At 58.1% G+C, this 14,011-nt stretch carries 14 protein-coding genes; 5 read left to right on the top strand and 9 right to left on the bottom strand.

Annotation, left to right across the window (positions count from 1 at the left end; translation table 11 throughout):
- From GGQ90_RS19585 to traA, 4 genes are all read right to left on the bottom strand, one after another.
- The gene (locus tag GGQ90_RS19585; protein WP_223178360.1) at positions 1 to 744 is read right to left on the bottom strand and encodes a Calx-beta domain-containing protein; all 744 of its coding nucleotides are present in this window, start codon (positions 742 to 744) and stop codon (positions 1 to 3) included.
- A gap of 288 nt (positions 745 to 1,032) precedes the next feature.
- Positions 1,033 to 1,371, bottom strand: a complete 339-nt coding sequence (locus tag GGQ90_RS19580; RefSeq protein ID WP_188083583.1) for a TrbC/VirB2 family protein — start codon at positions 1,369 to 1,371, stop codon at positions 1,033 to 1,035.
- Positions 1,372 to 1,467: 96 nt separating this feature from the next.
- Positions 1,468 to 2,214 carry a DUF6118 family protein gene (locus GGQ90_RS19575; protein WP_343053921.1) on the bottom strand — a complete coding sequence of 249 codons (747 nt, stop codon included), beginning with the start codon at positions 2,212 to 2,214 and terminating at the stop codon, positions 1,468 to 1,470.
- A 12-nt stretch (positions 2,215 to 2,226) separates the two neighbouring features.
- Complete coding sequence (gene traA, locus GGQ90_RS19570; RefSeq protein ID WP_188083582.1) at positions 2,227 to 5,181, bottom strand: Ti-type conjugative transfer relaxase TraA; 2,955 nt, start codon at positions 5,179 to 5,181, stop codon at positions 2,227 to 2,229.
- A gap of 173 nt (positions 5,182 to 5,354) precedes the next feature.
- Here traA and GGQ90_RS19565 point away from each other — a divergent pair, with 173 nt between their 5' ends.
- Positions 5,355 to 5,660 (top strand): conjugal transfer protein TraD, encoded by a 306-nt coding sequence (locus GGQ90_RS19565; RefSeq protein ID WP_188083581.1) that lies wholly within the window; start codon positions 5,355 to 5,357, stop codon positions 5,658 to 5,660.
- A gap of 22 nt (positions 5,661 to 5,682) precedes the next feature.
- Positions 5,683 to 5,919, top strand: coding sequence for a conjugal transfer protein TraD (locus GGQ90_RS19560; protein ID WP_188083580.1), 237 nt, complete (start codon positions 5,683 to 5,685; stop codon positions 5,917 to 5,919).
- On the opposite strand, the gene GGQ90_RS19555 is transcribed toward GGQ90_RS19560, so the two are convergent.
- A complete protein-coding gene (locus GGQ90_RS19555) occupies positions 5,904 to 7,409 on the bottom strand; it encodes a HEPN domain-containing protein (protein WP_188083579.1) in 1,506 nt (501 codons plus the stop codon). The genes GGQ90_RS19560 and GGQ90_RS19555 overlap by 16 nt on opposite strands.
- Entirely contained in the window at positions 7,406 to 8,041 is a 636-nt protein-coding gene (locus GGQ90_RS19550) for a hypothetical protein (RefSeq protein ID WP_246428330.1), read from the bottom strand. The genes GGQ90_RS19555 and GGQ90_RS19550 overlap by 4 nt, the downstream gene beginning before the upstream one ends.
- Before the next feature lie 192 nt (positions 8,042 to 8,233).
- Here GGQ90_RS19550 and GGQ90_RS29720 point away from each other — a divergent pair, with 192 nt between their 5' ends.
- From GGQ90_RS29720 to GGQ90_RS19540, 3 genes are all read left to right on the top strand, one after another.
- On the top strand, positions 8,234 to 8,362 hold the full coding sequence (locus tag GGQ90_RS29720) for a hypothetical protein (RefSeq protein ID WP_281391448.1): 129 nt from the start codon (positions 8,234 to 8,236) through the stop codon (positions 8,360 to 8,362).
- 381 nt (positions 8,363 to 8,743) lie between these two features.
- Positions 8,744 to 8,953, top strand: coding sequence for a helix-turn-helix transcriptional regulator (locus GGQ90_RS19545; protein ID WP_188083578.1), 210 nt, complete (start codon positions 8,744 to 8,746; stop codon positions 8,951 to 8,953).
- Entirely contained in the window at positions 8,950 to 9,141 is a 192-nt protein-coding gene (locus tag GGQ90_RS19540; RefSeq protein WP_188083577.1) for a helix-turn-helix domain-containing protein, read from the top strand. Before GGQ90_RS19545 ends, GGQ90_RS19540 begins: the two co-directional genes overlap by 4 nt.
- An 863-nt stretch (positions 9,142 to 10,004) precedes the next feature.
- Here the strand turns inward: GGQ90_RS19540 and GGQ90_RS19535 are convergent.
- The 3 genes from GGQ90_RS19535 to GGQ90_RS19530 form a co-directional block, all read right to left on the bottom strand.
- The gene (locus tag GGQ90_RS19535) at positions 10,005 to 11,216 is read right to left on the bottom strand and encodes a S1 family peptidase (RefSeq protein WP_188083576.1); all 1,212 of its coding nucleotides are present in this window, start codon (positions 11,214 to 11,216) and stop codon (positions 10,005 to 10,007) included.
- Positions 11,213 to 11,623 carry a hypothetical protein gene (locus GGQ90_RS29075; RefSeq protein WP_223178359.1) on the bottom strand — a complete coding sequence of 137 codons (411 nt, stop codon included), beginning with the start codon at positions 11,621 to 11,623 and terminating at the stop codon, positions 11,213 to 11,215. The genes GGQ90_RS19535 and GGQ90_RS29075 overlap by 4 nt, the downstream gene beginning before the upstream one ends.
- Positions 11,624 to 12,121: 498 nt before the next feature.
- Complete coding sequence (locus tag GGQ90_RS19530; protein ID WP_246428329.1) at positions 12,122 to 13,600, bottom strand: glycosyl hydrolase family 79 N-terminal domain-containing protein; 1,479 nt, start codon at positions 13,598 to 13,600, stop codon at positions 12,122 to 12,124.
- Between the last annotated feature and the right edge of the window lie 411 nt (positions 13,601 to 14,011).

Genomic DNA, 14,011 nt, shown 5'->3' with positions numbered 1-14,011 from the left:
TCAGCTGCAGCCAGTGCCGCTTGTGATGGTGATCGCGAGCGTTCCGGTTGCGGTCGCTCCCAGGCTGTCTTTTACCGTGTAGGTGACTTGGGCGTTGCCGGTTGAGCCATAGGCTGTGAAGCCGATGCTGCTGGCATCGACGACGTAAGTATCGCCCTTCGTCGTGGAGGTGACCGAGACCACGGTGAGCGGGTAATTGCCCTCAGGATCGGTATCATTCGCCACAACATTCTTGACCGCGCTCATGCACACTTTGACTGCCATGGTATCGGTGACAGTCGTCGGGGGCTGATTGGGTGCTGAACTTGCGTTGATTGTTCCTGCAGCCGACACTGTTCCAAGACTGCTTCCTCCGCTAGGCGATGAGAGCGCGAGCGAAAATTGCTCGGCGCCTTCCGCAAGGGTGTCGACAATTGTTGGGACACTAACCGTCTTGACCGTTTCCCAGCCTTTGAACGTCAGCGTTCCGCTGGTCGCGGTGTAATCCCCCGGCGCTACAGCAGTGCCATTCGCTGTCGCATAATTGACGGTGAGAGGCACCGACCAAGGCGCCGACTTGGTAATGGTGAAGACAGAACTCTGCCCCTCATTCACCGCGCCGACGCTGGCAACCGAGAAGCTGATATTGTTGGTCGGCGCTGCGCCAGGCGTCCCCTTGGAGTAGCGCTTACGGTTGCCCGCCTCGTCGAATTCGGTCGACGTCTGCTTGCCATTTCTGGGGCCTCCAGAATTGGATGTCGCCACCAGTCGACCAAGTGCGTCATAGCTAAAAGTCGTCGTTTCCGCTGCGTAAACGCTACCGCCTAGGCAAACGCCTGCCAAGATCGCAAATCTTATCTTTGTCATGAAACCCCCACTTGCTGCTAAATCAGCACCAACAAAAGATTCTGGCAAGATATTTTTGCGCTCGTTCTCAATTATATAGTACAGATTATTTGCGTATTTTACGCAATATTTAGACGAGGAGACCTGCTTTGCGCAGCGCTGCGAAACGTCGGGACTGAATAAAGTCGGAGCGGTTGCGCTGCGCGTTTAGGACGAGGGCACCGATGCACCACCATAAGGGTCAAAACGCTCCGGGGCGCGCAGCGGCGGAGGCGATACTTCCACTTCCTGAGTCGGTGCGTTAACCTGCCCACTGCCACTTGCTGCCGTCGTCATTATCCCTGCAGCAATCATCGGCGCGCCAATGATGATAAAGCATCCAAGGAGCACGCGGACAGCAAAGCTGCGATCCATGCAACCCCGAAGAGCGAATAGGCCGAGGATCGCGACCGCCATGATCATCACGCTCGTGCCAACGGAACCAAGCAAAAGCCGTTCGCCCCATTGGACGGCCTCAACTATTCCATTATCGTTCGAATTGCTCATTCTGACGAACCCGATAAATCTCGATGGTATCGAAGTCAGCGCGACGGCCGAATCATCGGTTGGCGTATCCCAAAGGCTTTCTCACCGCCAATCACCTTATTCGCGTGATCGCTCGGTATTGCGAATTAAAATAGTGCAGCGCACGAGGCGGTTGGATTTTGCGGCGGTCTGCTCGCATTCACTCAAGGCTTCGCTATTCGCCTTGAGTATATCCATCCCCTCGACGATTGCCTGCCAAGCTCGCGGATTTCCGGTTTCTAGCAGTCTGGTTCCTGCCTCCCATAAAGTCGGCTCGCCCATCGTCCTGCGCGCGACGCTTTCGGGCCAAAGCCAGCTTTGCGGACCGATACTTGCCGCCCAGCCAGGATAAATGAGCCAGAGCAACATAACGGCCACCGTCGCGCCCATCGCGCTGTAGGCCATATGCCATCCTTGCTCCCGCCTGCTCCGAAGGTGCCCGATCGCTCGCAACTGGCTTTCACGGGCATCATTGAGGAGCATACGCGCCTGCTCGATATTGACCCGATCCGCCTCCCGCGCCTGCCGAGCCACCTGATCGATGCGATCCGCCATATCTTCAGGCGTCATTTGCAGCGCCGGCGCCTTGGCCATCTTTTGAGCCTGCGCCGCCAGTTCCACCAAATAGCTGTTCATCTTGGTGAGCGTGGGCGTGTAATCGGGTATCTCGATGCCCTGCTTCTCGATCGCGATATGTTCGAGCGCCCGTGTCATCAGCGCGATCCGGCCATCCATCTCGGATATCCGCGTTTCCAGCCTGGCGAAGGCTTCAGCCGCGAGATCCGGCTCGGGATCGCCCGCACGTCCACGTTGATCCATATCCATTCCTCCTGAGAGTTAGCGGCCAAAGCCGCGACTGACGTCGTGCCGATGATCGAAGGGGATTGAGGCGGCGAGTTGCTGGGAAAGGCTGCGCTGCGCGTGCTGGCCAATCTCAAGGCCAAGCTCGCGGCTGCGCAGCCCCAGCACTGATTCCAGTTGGGCGTCACGCTGCAGGCTCTTGGCCATGTCGGTCATTTGCTGCGAAGCCGTTCTGGCACCCCGGAAATTGCCGTCGCGAACAAGCGCGCCATGCTGCCGCTGAAGTTGCTGCCAACCTTCTACGAACCGGTCGGCTCGGGCGTAGGGATCGGCGCGAATTTCCGCTTCCAGTTGCATCGCGCGGACAGCCGCCTGGCTTCGCCCTTCTGCGGCGTCCCTGACAAGTTCAGGGCCTTGCCGGAATGCGCGATCGAGATCCGATGCGCCCTCGGGGCGGATCGCGTCCAGCGCCTGCCGAGCCTTCTCCAGCGCCACCTGCTGGTGCGGCATGGCTTCCAACCCCTGCGCCCGCGTCTGCTGGATCTCATGCGCCGCCCTTGCATAGCGCTCCACGGCACCGCGAAGACCACCGAGCCGGATCGGTTGCGGATCACGGCCATGGTCATGCTGGACTGCTGGCTGGGGCTGCGCAGGCGTTGCCTTGGGCCGGAAATGGTCGAAGAGACCACGCGCTTTCTGCGCGCCTGCGCGCGCAATCTCCACCACCCGTTCACGAAAGCTGATGCCCCGCCGCTCGGCAAAGGCCCGCGTGACCTCGGTTGACGGCTGATGCGCGGTGCCAGCCTTCTCATAGTCCGTCGCCATATCCTTGGCGCGCTCACGCGAGAGCGTGCGGACCAACCGTGCCTGGTCGCGGAAATCATTGCGCCCATAATGAAGGGCGACTCCATCCCGGTGTCGCGACAGCGCGACATAGGCGCCATGCCGATCCATCCCCGGCGTTGCCAGCACATGCGACCGGTCAACGGTCATGCCCTGCGCCTTGTGGATCGTGGCAGCATAGCCATGATCGAAGTCGCGATAATCCTTGGTGTCGAACGCCACCGATCGCCCATCGTCGGTCTGCACGGCCATATGGCCGATGCCGATCTTCTCGACGGTGCCGAGCGTGCCGTTCTTGACCTCAAGGCTGCGCTCATTGCGTAGGAACATGATGCGGTCGCCTGTCGCGAACTGCCGGTCGCCGCGTTCGGTCTCCACGGCGATGTCCGGCCCGAGTTCGCCGGCCTCGCGCATGCGATCACGCGCGGCCTCATTGAGGTCGCGCACTTCTGCATTGGTGTGGGTCAATATGATCCGGCTGGCATCCGGCTTCGCCTGTCGATCGCGATCCCAGCTTTCGATTAAAGCGCTGCGCGCCTGATCACGGGTATCGGCGGCATGGACCATGTTGTGCTCGGCATAGGCGCCGATCGCTTCTCCGGTGCGCCCGGTCGCCAGATGACGGGTCGCATCCTGCTGCCAGCCTTCATGCTGACGGCGGACCTCGGTGATTTCGACGCCACCATGACGCTCATGGAGCGCCCGGAACGCGGCGCCCGCTTCGATCGATTGCAACTGCTGCGGATCGCCGACCAGCACGACCCGTGCGCCAACCTCGGCGGCATGGGAGAGAACGCGCTCCATCTGGCGCGTGCCGACCATGCCGGCCTCGTCGATCACCAGCACGTCGCGGGCCGTCAGAAGATCGCGCCCATGCGCCCAGCGATGTTCCATGCTGGCGATGGTGCGCGAGGCAATGCCCGAGCCATTCTCCAGCCCTTCGGCAGCAATGCCGGCAAGGGCCGCGCCGCGCACGTTTAGGCCGGCGTTCTCCCACACATCGCGTGCCACACCCAACATGGCGCTTTTGCCGGTGCCGGCATAGCCAAGGATCAGTGACAATCCCTGCCCACCTGTTACATGTCGCAACGCGGCGTCTTGCTCTGCTCCCAGAGCAAGGCCTTTACCCTCGGCGGCACGAATGGCGTAGTTCGTTGCCGTCGGGAGACCAGGCTCCTGCTGTAGTGCAAGCCGGTCGGCCGCGCGCTCCAGCCTTTGCTCGACCTCGATCATCTCACGACTGGTAAAGCGATCCTCGCCGCGTCCATCCTTGCCGAGCGCAATCAGGGCTGGCGAACCGCGCACCGCGCGCATCGCCTCGTTGAACTGCTGCTGCCCATCGCTGTGCCGGTGGATGAACATGGCGAGGTCACGATGGGTGAAGGTCGCCTGGCCATGGGTGATGGCATTGAGCGCAACGCCAGGGTCAGCAATGATGCGTTCGCCATTCTCCCGCGCGATCTCGCGATGGAGTTCGACACGGTCGGCTTCGAGGCCTTGCGCGCCCATGCGATGCGCGGGGCCGCCGATCTTGCTTTGCGGCTCAAGATCGATGCCCTGATCGGCTAGGCTGCGATGATCGATCCGTGCGTCGATGTCGAGTTCGGCCAGCCGTGCGTTGACATGGGCGCTCCAGTTCTCGCGCCAGCGCTCGACATTCGCATGGTCGTTCCACTCACGCACCTTCTGGCCAAAGCCATCGGGCGTGACCTCGCGCATGGTCAGCATGACATGAGCATGGGGCTTGGCCTGGCCATCGGCGCCGATGTCCCAATGGACATTGAGATCGGCGATCATGCCGCGATCGACAAACTCTTGGGCAACAAATTCGCGGGCAAGCTCGATACCCTGCGCCCTGGTCATTTCACGCGGGATAGCGAACTCGATTTCGCGCGCTAGTTGCGCGTCCTTGCGGCTCTCGAACGCCTCGACATCGTTCCAGAGCCGTTCGCGCTCGCGCCATTGCTCGGGCGCGCCTTCGGGCAACATGATCTCGCTATGCTCGACACCGGACCGAGCGCGAAAATCATGGTCGCGATCAAGGCGCTCATCATGCAGCCGCTCGCCTGCCCGATAGGCAGCCGCCGACACGGAAGAGCGGCCCGCTGCGAGACTGATGACCTGAACGGAGAAATGGAAGATCGCCATAACGATCGTCCATTTACTATGCTGAGCCGCACGTCGGAACGACGTATAAGCGCGCCCTTCTCGAAATTTTCCTGGAAGGGACTAGGCGGTGCCAGACGGTCCCGGCGACTCTACTGCGCGCCACAGGCCCTTCTTCTATCATGAGCGCATCATCATTCAACGGAGACTTGATCATGCGCAAACCCCGCGATTTTGATTCGGAGCTGAAAGTGCTGGCTGACAAGGCAAAGCAGTTGAAGGAACGGCGCGTACGCCAGTTGGGCGAACTGGTCACGGCAACCGGCGCGGACATTCTCGACGCCGACATGCTGGCCGGGGTGCTCCTTCATGCGGCACGCAGCAAGGATGCGACAACCAAGGAGGCGTGGCGCAAGGCTGGTGCCGCCTTCTTTCGCGGCGACAAGCGTCAGCCTGCGGGCGGACCTGATCGCCTCCAGAGCGGCACTCTCCCGCTTGACGGTGGCTCGGCATCGGCTTGAGGCACAGAAGGCACGAACCGACATGAGAGACTGGGCCGTCAAACGCCGGGAACGCACCCGTCATCTGATCGAACTGGGCGGGCTCGTCATCAAGGCCGGCCTGGTCGATCTCGTCGATGACGATCGTGCTGCCCTCTATGGGGCCTTTCTCACCGTCGCGGACAGGCTGCGCGGCGAGGATCGGCAACAGGCGCTTGCCCTATGGCAACGCAAGGGCAAGCGTGCGTTCGAGGCTGAAAGCGATCAGCGCGAGCGATAGATTGTCGCGCTTGCCTGCTCTTCCGGCTGCATCACTTCGTCAGTGCTGGCGATGACAAAGCGGCCGGATGGATCGCAGAAGCGTATGGTAATCAAATCATCCCTGATGGTCGGGCAAAGGCCTGAGCCGTAGAGAATGTCGGCAAGTGCGTCGAAGGTAGTAGCCTTGGCACGATAGGTTCCGGTCCAGCGGACCGTCCAGATGTCCTCATTGGCTGCGATCCGATAGCCGGCTCGATTGGCTACTGCGCCAACCGCCTGCAACACGGTTTCGGCGTGAATATCGAAATCGAGAATGGCGGTCAGCTTGGCCGGCTCAGATGGAATGACCGGACCTGCGCGCAAACGCCAATGCATTGCCTCGGCGCCGGCGAAGAACAGGCAGAGGCCAGCGCAAAACAGGGAGGTTCGCTTTACCCAACGCCTGATGGCATTGCTGCCTTCTCCGGCATGTAAAAGGCCGCGCAGCCGAACCAAGGGTGACAGGTGTCGGCACTTGCCTTCGGCTCCGGGTAACAGTGTCGGCAGTGCGCGAGAATTTGGCGTCAAGATCAGCGACGGCGGAGGCGGCTCGGATGCTGTCAGTTGATGCTGATTGGCAAGCGATGCGTCATGCTCGCGCCAACATTGTGTTGCCAGTTGCCTGAGCACTTCGCCTCGTTCCATCGCCCAGACCAGTTCGGCCGGCGTGATGCGATACGACCGCTCATAACGAGCCTCGACATAGGCCCTGCGGATGCATCCGAAGGCGCGTCGCTGGTGCCGGTCTTCGCGTGGCCATGCGGCGCGAAGATTGGGCGCCAGCACTTCCGCCGCTTCGCGCAGTTCATCCAGCGCATGGGTGCGTGGTCCATGGAGCGTGAGGGACCATAATATGCTCTGATAGAGATGCTCGCAGGCCTGATGCAGCAGCAGCGCGGCCATCCGCATATTGCCCCTGTCGAGATAAAAGGCTGCCCCAGCCAGAAAGTCGCAGCCATTTTTATGCCAGCGCGCGAATTCCGCTCTGCTCCTTCTGGCCCTTTCTTCCTCAGGCAAATGACGCGGCGCTTTGAGGCGCAATCCTTCCGCCTGATACAGCGCTATTCCTTTTTCCGCGATCGTGACGAAATGGGGCACGGCATCGACGAGCGCGCTATTGATCCGGTCGAGGCTTTCCACCGTCATCCGGACCGGCCGGGCGATTTCTCCATGTTCCCATGCGCGGCGCAATCGGTCGCGCACCAATCGCCAATCCTGATCACTGCGCGCGAGGCGCACATGGTTGACGATCAGCATCAGACGAAACGCCTCGCCCGGCGGAACGTCCTCCCACGCCTGCTCGGCGTGCGGGCCGTGCAGAATGACTGCCAGTATACGCCCCTCGCGATATTGCTGCGACAGTCTGCCTTTGCAGCATTCCGCGAAGGTCTCGAAGACCATCCATGTCACCTGCTCAAGCTCATGCTGGATCGAGGCTGGAAGTTGGCCGAAGTCGGTGCGCAATGTCATGACGCTATCGTCGCATGCTGGTGGCCTCCATGCGCCAGGCGGGCATGACCGGTGGCGTCATGCACGCGATCCAGCAAGGCACGGATCAGCAGGCAAACTTGCTCGGGAGAAAAGCCGCCATCATCCATCGGCGGGTCGCCGATCAAATGGGGATATCCCCATTTCCAATAAGGGGTGAGAATGGCAGCCAGACGCGCCATGTGCGGGCAATCAAGACCAAGGCCGGTCGCGTTGGCATAGGCCAGCGCCTTGGCAATATCCTGTCGGATATGCTCGGCATTCCACGCGTCCGAGAACCCGACGTCGAGCAGATATGCACACAGCGCCAGTTTTGCGACCGCGCCGGCCTGATGAAGCGTCGTGCGGATATGCCGCCTGAAAAAGCCGGCATCGATCCCGGTAAAGGCAATCTCGGCGCTCTGAAAACGGTCTCTGCTCAGGTCCCGGCTTTCGCGGCTGCGGCGCAAGGTCACTGGCGCGTCTGCATATCGCCCTTGCAATGCAGTCAACGCTTCATTCCAGGGAGCAGTAACGATCGCACTCCCCGCTCCTGCAATCGCGAAACTTCGCAGGATCTCACGCCGGGAGGGGTGACCTACCGATTCGCTGGCGAACATGTCGTTGATGCTCATCGCATTCACTCCATTCAGCCGTCTGGAGGTCGGTTCAGTCTCGCAGACGGATTAAACGGCACCGCTTATAACGGCAAAACGCACAATCTTGCAATAAGCGGTGCCGCTTATTCTGCTTCTTGTTGAACAGGGTTCGCGGGCAGTTACGACGAAAGCATGGGAAGACCGCCGCTTAACCTCAGATCGACCAATGTGCGTTTGCCCGAAGGACTGGGCGAGCGGATCGATAAGCTGGTTGGTACCAAACGGCGGGCAGGCTTCATTCGCGAGGTTCTCGAACGCGAAGTCGAGCGGATGGAAAAGGAACAGGGTAAGGCCTGAAAGACGCAGCCCCTCCTGTTGTATCCGGAGAACAATTCCAGCATGCTCGTTGATGGCGGGCAGACCTCCATTTTGTTGGAGATCGCCATGAACGACTCGACCTAAATCGAATGTAGATCGCCAATTTGGCGATCCGGAACGTCCGGATGCTCATCCATTGGGACGATATGGGAAAAAAATCTGCGCTGATCGCCAAGCCTTCACTTTGCTACGCCATCATCCACAGCCGTTCCCAATTGTTTTCAGAAGTCTCCAGACGTCCACGCTCTGCGCGCTTTCCGGTCCGTGACGCCTAGTCCCACCCTCTTGCAGGGCGGTTCCGGCCGTCTGATGTTGATCGGAGGGGGCGTATGCAACGTCATGAAATGAGGACACTGCCCCATGAACAGTTCCGATCGTATCATTCGAATGAAAACCGTTCTCGCCCGCACTGGGCTTTCTCGTTCGACCCTCTATCGCAAGATTGCCGACGGCACCTTTCCGGCACAGATTAAGATCAGCGTGCATGGTGCTGGATGGCGGGAGTCTGCCATTAATCATTGGCTTTCCGATCCCGTCACCTACCGGGCTCCGACAGGTGATCCGAAATGAGCAATCCTCCTGTCCCTGATCCGATCTGCGTGCGCGTCAATGATGCGGCAAGAATGATCGGAGTCGGGCGCACCAAGCTCTACGCGCTAATTGCTGCCGGGGAAATTGACATGGTAAGGCTGGGAAAGGCAACCCGCATCACTACGGCTAGCCTGCACGAACTGATCAAGCGACGCAGCGCCGCGTGAACGGCACTGTCTTCCGCCAGGCATTTCCGCCTCAATAAGACGATGGAGCGTCTCCCTCACGGATCTGCCGAAGAAGGAGACGCTTTCCGCTAACCCTCCATGTCGCGCATTGGCCGATTTCGGAATGTCGACTTACAGCAGGGCAAGCGGCGATAGCCGCCGGTCCTCTTTCGGGCAGTCAAGACGGTCGCAGGCGGAAATAGCTGTCTGTCGCTGATCGACCAAGAGCGGTCGTTCCTACCCATCCATCCCGGCGATTTGGTCGGATGAAAGGCGCTGCGAGCAGCGCTAGTCCCTCCGGTCCGCTTTTTGCTCTTGCCAGACCCGAAGTCAGAATGGCGGTGACGGGTGGTTAACGATCCGTCCGCTGTCGTATTAGCCGCCAAACTTTAAGAATGGCAAAAACAGTTGCAATGCTAATTACGCTTGCAAGACTAGCTGCGACCCAGCCATTCATGCCCTCTGCATGCAGCGCCAGCAAAGATAACTGGTAAATTGCTAGCCCGATGACTGCAAAAGTGATCGCCCTAAAGTCGCGCATTTCGAAACCCTATGCTGTCCGTAATATGTCTGCGAGTGGTCTCTTCGGGCCGGGCAGCTTTCCTCCCCCAGGATCGGATCAACCGCTATCCGGGTAGCCTCACGCCGAGCGGCCCGGTTAATGGCTATCAAGGGTGAACGTTCGACTTTGAGCTTTCAAGAAGATGGAGGGCGATAGGAGCCGTTCCACGCATAGCGACCTCCGTGCCAGACAATGTTTCTCGGTCCGTCATGAACCCCGCTGGATGAATTTGGAGACTGCTACGGCAATTGGTGATGCTGCCTCCCGCCATTGCGGCGGGAGGCGACGATGCTGACAACGCTTAGCAAACGCAAATAACGTTGATATTTACGCCCGCTGGCGCCCACTTTCTAATGGGGGAGAAATACATATTCCCAGCAGTATCTTTTCCATGAACCATCCCAACAGCTAAGCCACCTTGATAAACAGGACCTCCGCTATCGCCTAGTTCACTCTGTTTAGGATAAGACGAATTTGCATTAACGCGAGAGAATTCGCCGTAACTGTCTGAGTAAGCGTATGGATCTACCTGCCCACAAGTAATTTTTGTAGTCTTTCCATATTTGCAGACCGTCATTCCGGGATATTCCGAGACCCCTCCGGTGACATTAAAATTGACTATGCCATTCCATACTTGCGGCTTTATGACCCAATTAACTCCGCCGCTTCCATTTACAAGATATCCCCATTGAATATCCAAGCTGTACCATTCACCAACGAAATTTATAGCAGGCTCAACCGATGAGTACGTCTGAGAAAGCTGTACTCTTGCAGGTGAATTTGGACAGTGTCCTGCAGTTGAAACCCCATAAACGTTGGTCGCAGGCTGCCTAACATTAAATCCCATCGTGCAACTCATTGTTGGAGTTGCCCAATAAAATTGGCCGCCGCTTATATCGGCTGTAGTGCGAATTCCAGAAAATTGTTCGACTTTATAGGCGACCCCCATCGGATTTGCGGAAATCTTGCCTCTGCTTGTTCCAGACTGGAATGCGGATGGATCGCGGACCAGCGCTTTCAATTCACCGGTCTGATCATTTCGGGCTACTTCGCCTTGAATTCCAGCTGCCCTCATTTGCTGTAAAAGCTGACTGGCCGCTTCTGCTGTTGCCTTGGCAGACCTGGGAGCAGGACCGGCCGAAACTGCGCTGAGAAGTTCGCGGTCGGTGGTGAAAGCTTGAATTTTCTTAAGAATTGACGCGCCGGTTTCGTTCGCGAATTTAAAGTCAAAAGTCAGGAACCTGCCTTCCTTAACCGACATTCCGGCGAATTTATCTGGATACTGCTCCTTCAGCTTATTTGCCAAAGTTGCAGCTTTCACCATTAATCCTAAGCGCTTTCCAGCTTCTTGCAATGTTATCCCATTTACCGAAGCGTAATATCTCGTAGTTTCCCCGGATTGATCGCTAAATCTCTCTGAAAATTTCACAGTTCCATAAGATTGCGCATTGGAATTGCTATGAATGAAAATAGCAGAATATGCAATCGCGATACTGTAAACAGTAAATTTCATGACCGATCACTCCTAATTTCACTTATAAGGAAATTGACTTTATCTTTACTGCATCTGGAAACTATATTCCCACCTTCCAATGCAAGTGACCCTATTTCACCACCGGAAAATACCAAAATCGATCCGTAATTGTATTTTCGGCCATCGTAATAAAAATTAGTTTTTTTGAATGTATAAGTATTTTCCGGCCATATGGGATTGTATAAAACTGAACCAGATTTTATATAAATACATCCATTCCTACGCACAACCGAACCAACAATTTTTCCAAGTGGAATTATATTTGTCGGTTTGTAAGTGGAAATCTCAATTTCCTGTTTAGTGCAACTATAAGATGGCTCAGCTAAGACCATGGTTGCGACGGTGTAGGCGAGAAAATTTTTCATAACTCGAAGGTGACGTTTCATTTTGACAATTTCGTGAATGCACCTGTGCCGGGATACGATGCCCATCCGCCATGGATTATTATATATTTACTTTCTTGCCGATGATACGGCTGTTGACTGCCGATAGAGCAGAGAGATTTCGCCAAAAATATGTATTTCATGCCGTAAAGTTGCTGTCGCAATCGAAAATCAGCGATAGGTAACTGTCGCTTATCCGAGGCTTTGGCCGTTCTGGGCGTGGATTTACGTAAAGCAGACGGACGGCTTTTTGGAACGGGCGGGAAATCGCTGCGTGGCCCGCGTTGGTCGACGGCTGACCGGCAGCTTTTGCCCCCGGATGGGCTGCGCACATCTGAACACATGACCGCTTCCGAGAACCGGAAGTGAAGCGCTAGACGGCGACAATGGGCGCGTTGCGGCCGCTTCCGTCCTCGACCCATCCCGGGCCCTCAAGCGCGACAAATTGGACTCCGCAAGCGGAAAGGCAGCTATTCAAACATCGACCGTCAAACTGGCCGACTACAGGTGCGGTTTGCAGGCCGGGTTGCCAGCCTCAGGGATGGCCAAAAAGGTAATAGTGCGCGGCGCGAAACTGGCGACGGGTGATCGCTCCGCTAACCCAACAATCGCGGGAAGTCTGTCGCGTGCGTCGAGTTGTAACAGCTGTCCATTCAGCTTGACGCCCACTGAGGGCGTGTCTGTCACGGAAAGGGTATAGCGAAAGCGCTTGCCGGGCAGTGTGATCGACGCGGTGCGGTCCGCGTCATTGTTGATGATGAGGAGCGCCACGCCACCGACCCGATCGGGCTGGCAATGGGCATAGACATGGAGACCCGGCTGGAGCGGAATGCCCGCGTCGAGGACGGTCGTCCCCATCAGCCTGTGCCAGAGCAGGGCGGCCCAATAATTGGCTTTGGGGCTGAAATCCTCGGGATCCAGCAGGCTGTAGCTGCCTGCGGCGAGCGTATTGTGGATCGAGACCTGAACACCCTGCTTTGCCAACAGGCCAAGCTGGTCGAGATAACGGAAGCTGTCGATAAAGCTTCCGCCCCAGGGATTGCCGCCGCAAGCCGCGTCGGCGCCCTCGGTCATCCAGATCGGCTTGCCCGGCGCATAGCGGTCACGCAGCGCTGCATAATAGGCATGGGTTACGCCGGTGCGGGCCAGCCATTGTTCGGATAGAGCATCCTCTAGTCTTGTTTGCGGCAAGTGTGAGGCTTCGCAGCGGACAGATGCAGCGCCATAATGATGATAGGAGAAGGCATCGACGTCTGAACCACCGCTTGCTAGCAAATCAGCGCTGGGAATCGATCCGGGGATGCTGGGCGGCATGCCCCATGGCTCAGGTGTTTCCGTCGCGGAGCCGGGGCCCAGAATCAGCATGCCGGGCGCGGCTTTTTTCGCGAAGACGCGGAAAGATTTGAAGTCTCGGCCGTAAGCGGCGGCATCGTATCCCTTGGGTGCACCGCTGATACCGGCGATCGACGGTTCGTTCATAAATTCGGCGGCGCTAATCGTGCCCCCGATCGCGTGGGTGTAGGCGAGCCAGCGCTCGGCCATCTTGGGCGTCCAAGCGCCCCTAGAATCTCGAACGCCCGAGCTGATAGCGAAAGAGGTCATGATCTTCGCATCCGTCGCCTTGGCGAACGCGATTACGCCGCGCCATTGTTGGCGAGTGAGAACGCCCTTGAAGCCATCGGGCGTCTTTGCAGGCCGAGTTTCGCTGTCCGCGAAATAAATGCTGTTGGCCCAGGTTCCCGCAACGCGGACATAGGCCGGACCGAGCGCTCGGGCTAGGAGCCGGAGGCGGGCATTGGCAAGGTCGATCGGCGGGCGGTATTCGAACTGGTACGTGTCTATGCCCAACTGGGCGTCGTTAGAGGTGAGCAATGCGCTGGCGGTCGAACCATAGGGCTTCCAGAAGGCGCCGCCTGTCACCTCGATCATCTCGACATTGTATGATTGAAAGCGAGAATCGATCGTGCCGATCCGGCGCAAGCGTGCCGGTTCGGCGGCTGCGCGAAGATTGCTCGCTGGCTTTTGCGCAACCGCCGGCGACATGACGAAGGATGATAGCGACAGCGCGGCAAGACAATAGCGATGAACCCGCCGATAACGGACGCGTGTAGTGTAACCGGCGTGCATCAATCCATCTCCCAATCGGCGGCCTTGGTCGCATCCTCTTCAATCTAAGGTCAAATAAGGAATTTTGGTCGCACCATAGGTGTGGCCTATGACGTAACGCTTGCCGAGGGATTTAGATGGGGTGGCCGGTTGTCGAGGCATCGTTAGATAACAGTCTACCTGCGCATGACGGTAGAGTCAGGAAGTGGCGCGGTGTCGTGCGGCGCGCCTGTGGGGCTTGCCAGACGGTCCGTTTCCACTCCCTGCTCATCGAACCGGACATGC

The organism is Sphingobium scionense (assembly GCF_014197035.1).
GTDB lineage: Bacteria > Pseudomonadota > Alphaproteobacteria > Sphingomonadales > Sphingomonadaceae > Sphingobium > Sphingobium scionense.
The sequence above is the reverse complement of the archived record's forward strand: the minus strand, read 5'-3'. Positions and strand labels throughout refer to the sequence as shown.

Excerpts from the sequence above, each read along its gene's own strand:
- GGQ90_RS19540 (WP_188083577.1), top strand. The coding sequence starts at position 8,950 with ATGAGCAATCCTCCTGTCCCTGATCCGATCTGCGTGCGCGTCAATGAT.
- GGQ90_RS19550 (WP_246428330.1), bottom strand. The coding sequence starts at position 8,041 with ATGAGCATCAACGACATGTTCGCCAGCGAATCGGTAGGTCACCCCTCC.
- GGQ90_RS19535 (WP_188083576.1), bottom strand. The coding sequence starts at position 11,216 with ATGAAATTTACTGTTTACAGTATCGCGATTGCATATTCTGCTATTTTC.
- GGQ90_RS19580 (WP_188083583.1), bottom strand. The coding sequence starts at position 1,371 with ATGAGCAATTCGAACGATAATGGAATAGTTGAGGCCGTCCAATGGGGC.
- GGQ90_RS19575 (WP_343053921.1), bottom strand. The coding sequence starts at position 2,214 with ATGGATATGGATCAACGTGGACGTGCGGGCGATCCCGAGCCGGATCTC.
- GGQ90_RS29075 (WP_223178359.1), bottom strand. The coding sequence starts at position 11,623 with ATGAAACGTCACCTTCGAGTTATGAAAAATTTTCTCGCCTACACCGTC.
- GGQ90_RS19555 (WP_188083579.1), bottom strand. The coding sequence starts at position 7,409 with ATGACATTGCGCACCGACTTCGGCCAACTTCCAGCCTCGATCCAGCAT.
- GGQ90_RS19560 (WP_188083580.1), top strand. The coding sequence starts at position 5,683 with ATGAGAGACTGGGCCGTCAAACGCCGGGAACGCACCCGTCATCTGATC.
- traA (WP_188083582.1), bottom strand. The coding sequence starts at position 5,181 with ATGGCGATCTTCCATTTCTCCGTTCAGGTCATCAGTCTCGCAGCGGGC.
- GGQ90_RS19545 (WP_188083578.1), top strand. The coding sequence starts at position 8,744 with ATGAACAGTTCCGATCGTATCATTCGAATGAAAACCGTTCTCGCCCGC.
- GGQ90_RS19565 (WP_188083581.1), top strand. The coding sequence starts at position 5,355 with ATGCGCAAACCCCGCGATTTTGATTCGGAGCTGAAAGTGCTGGCTGAC.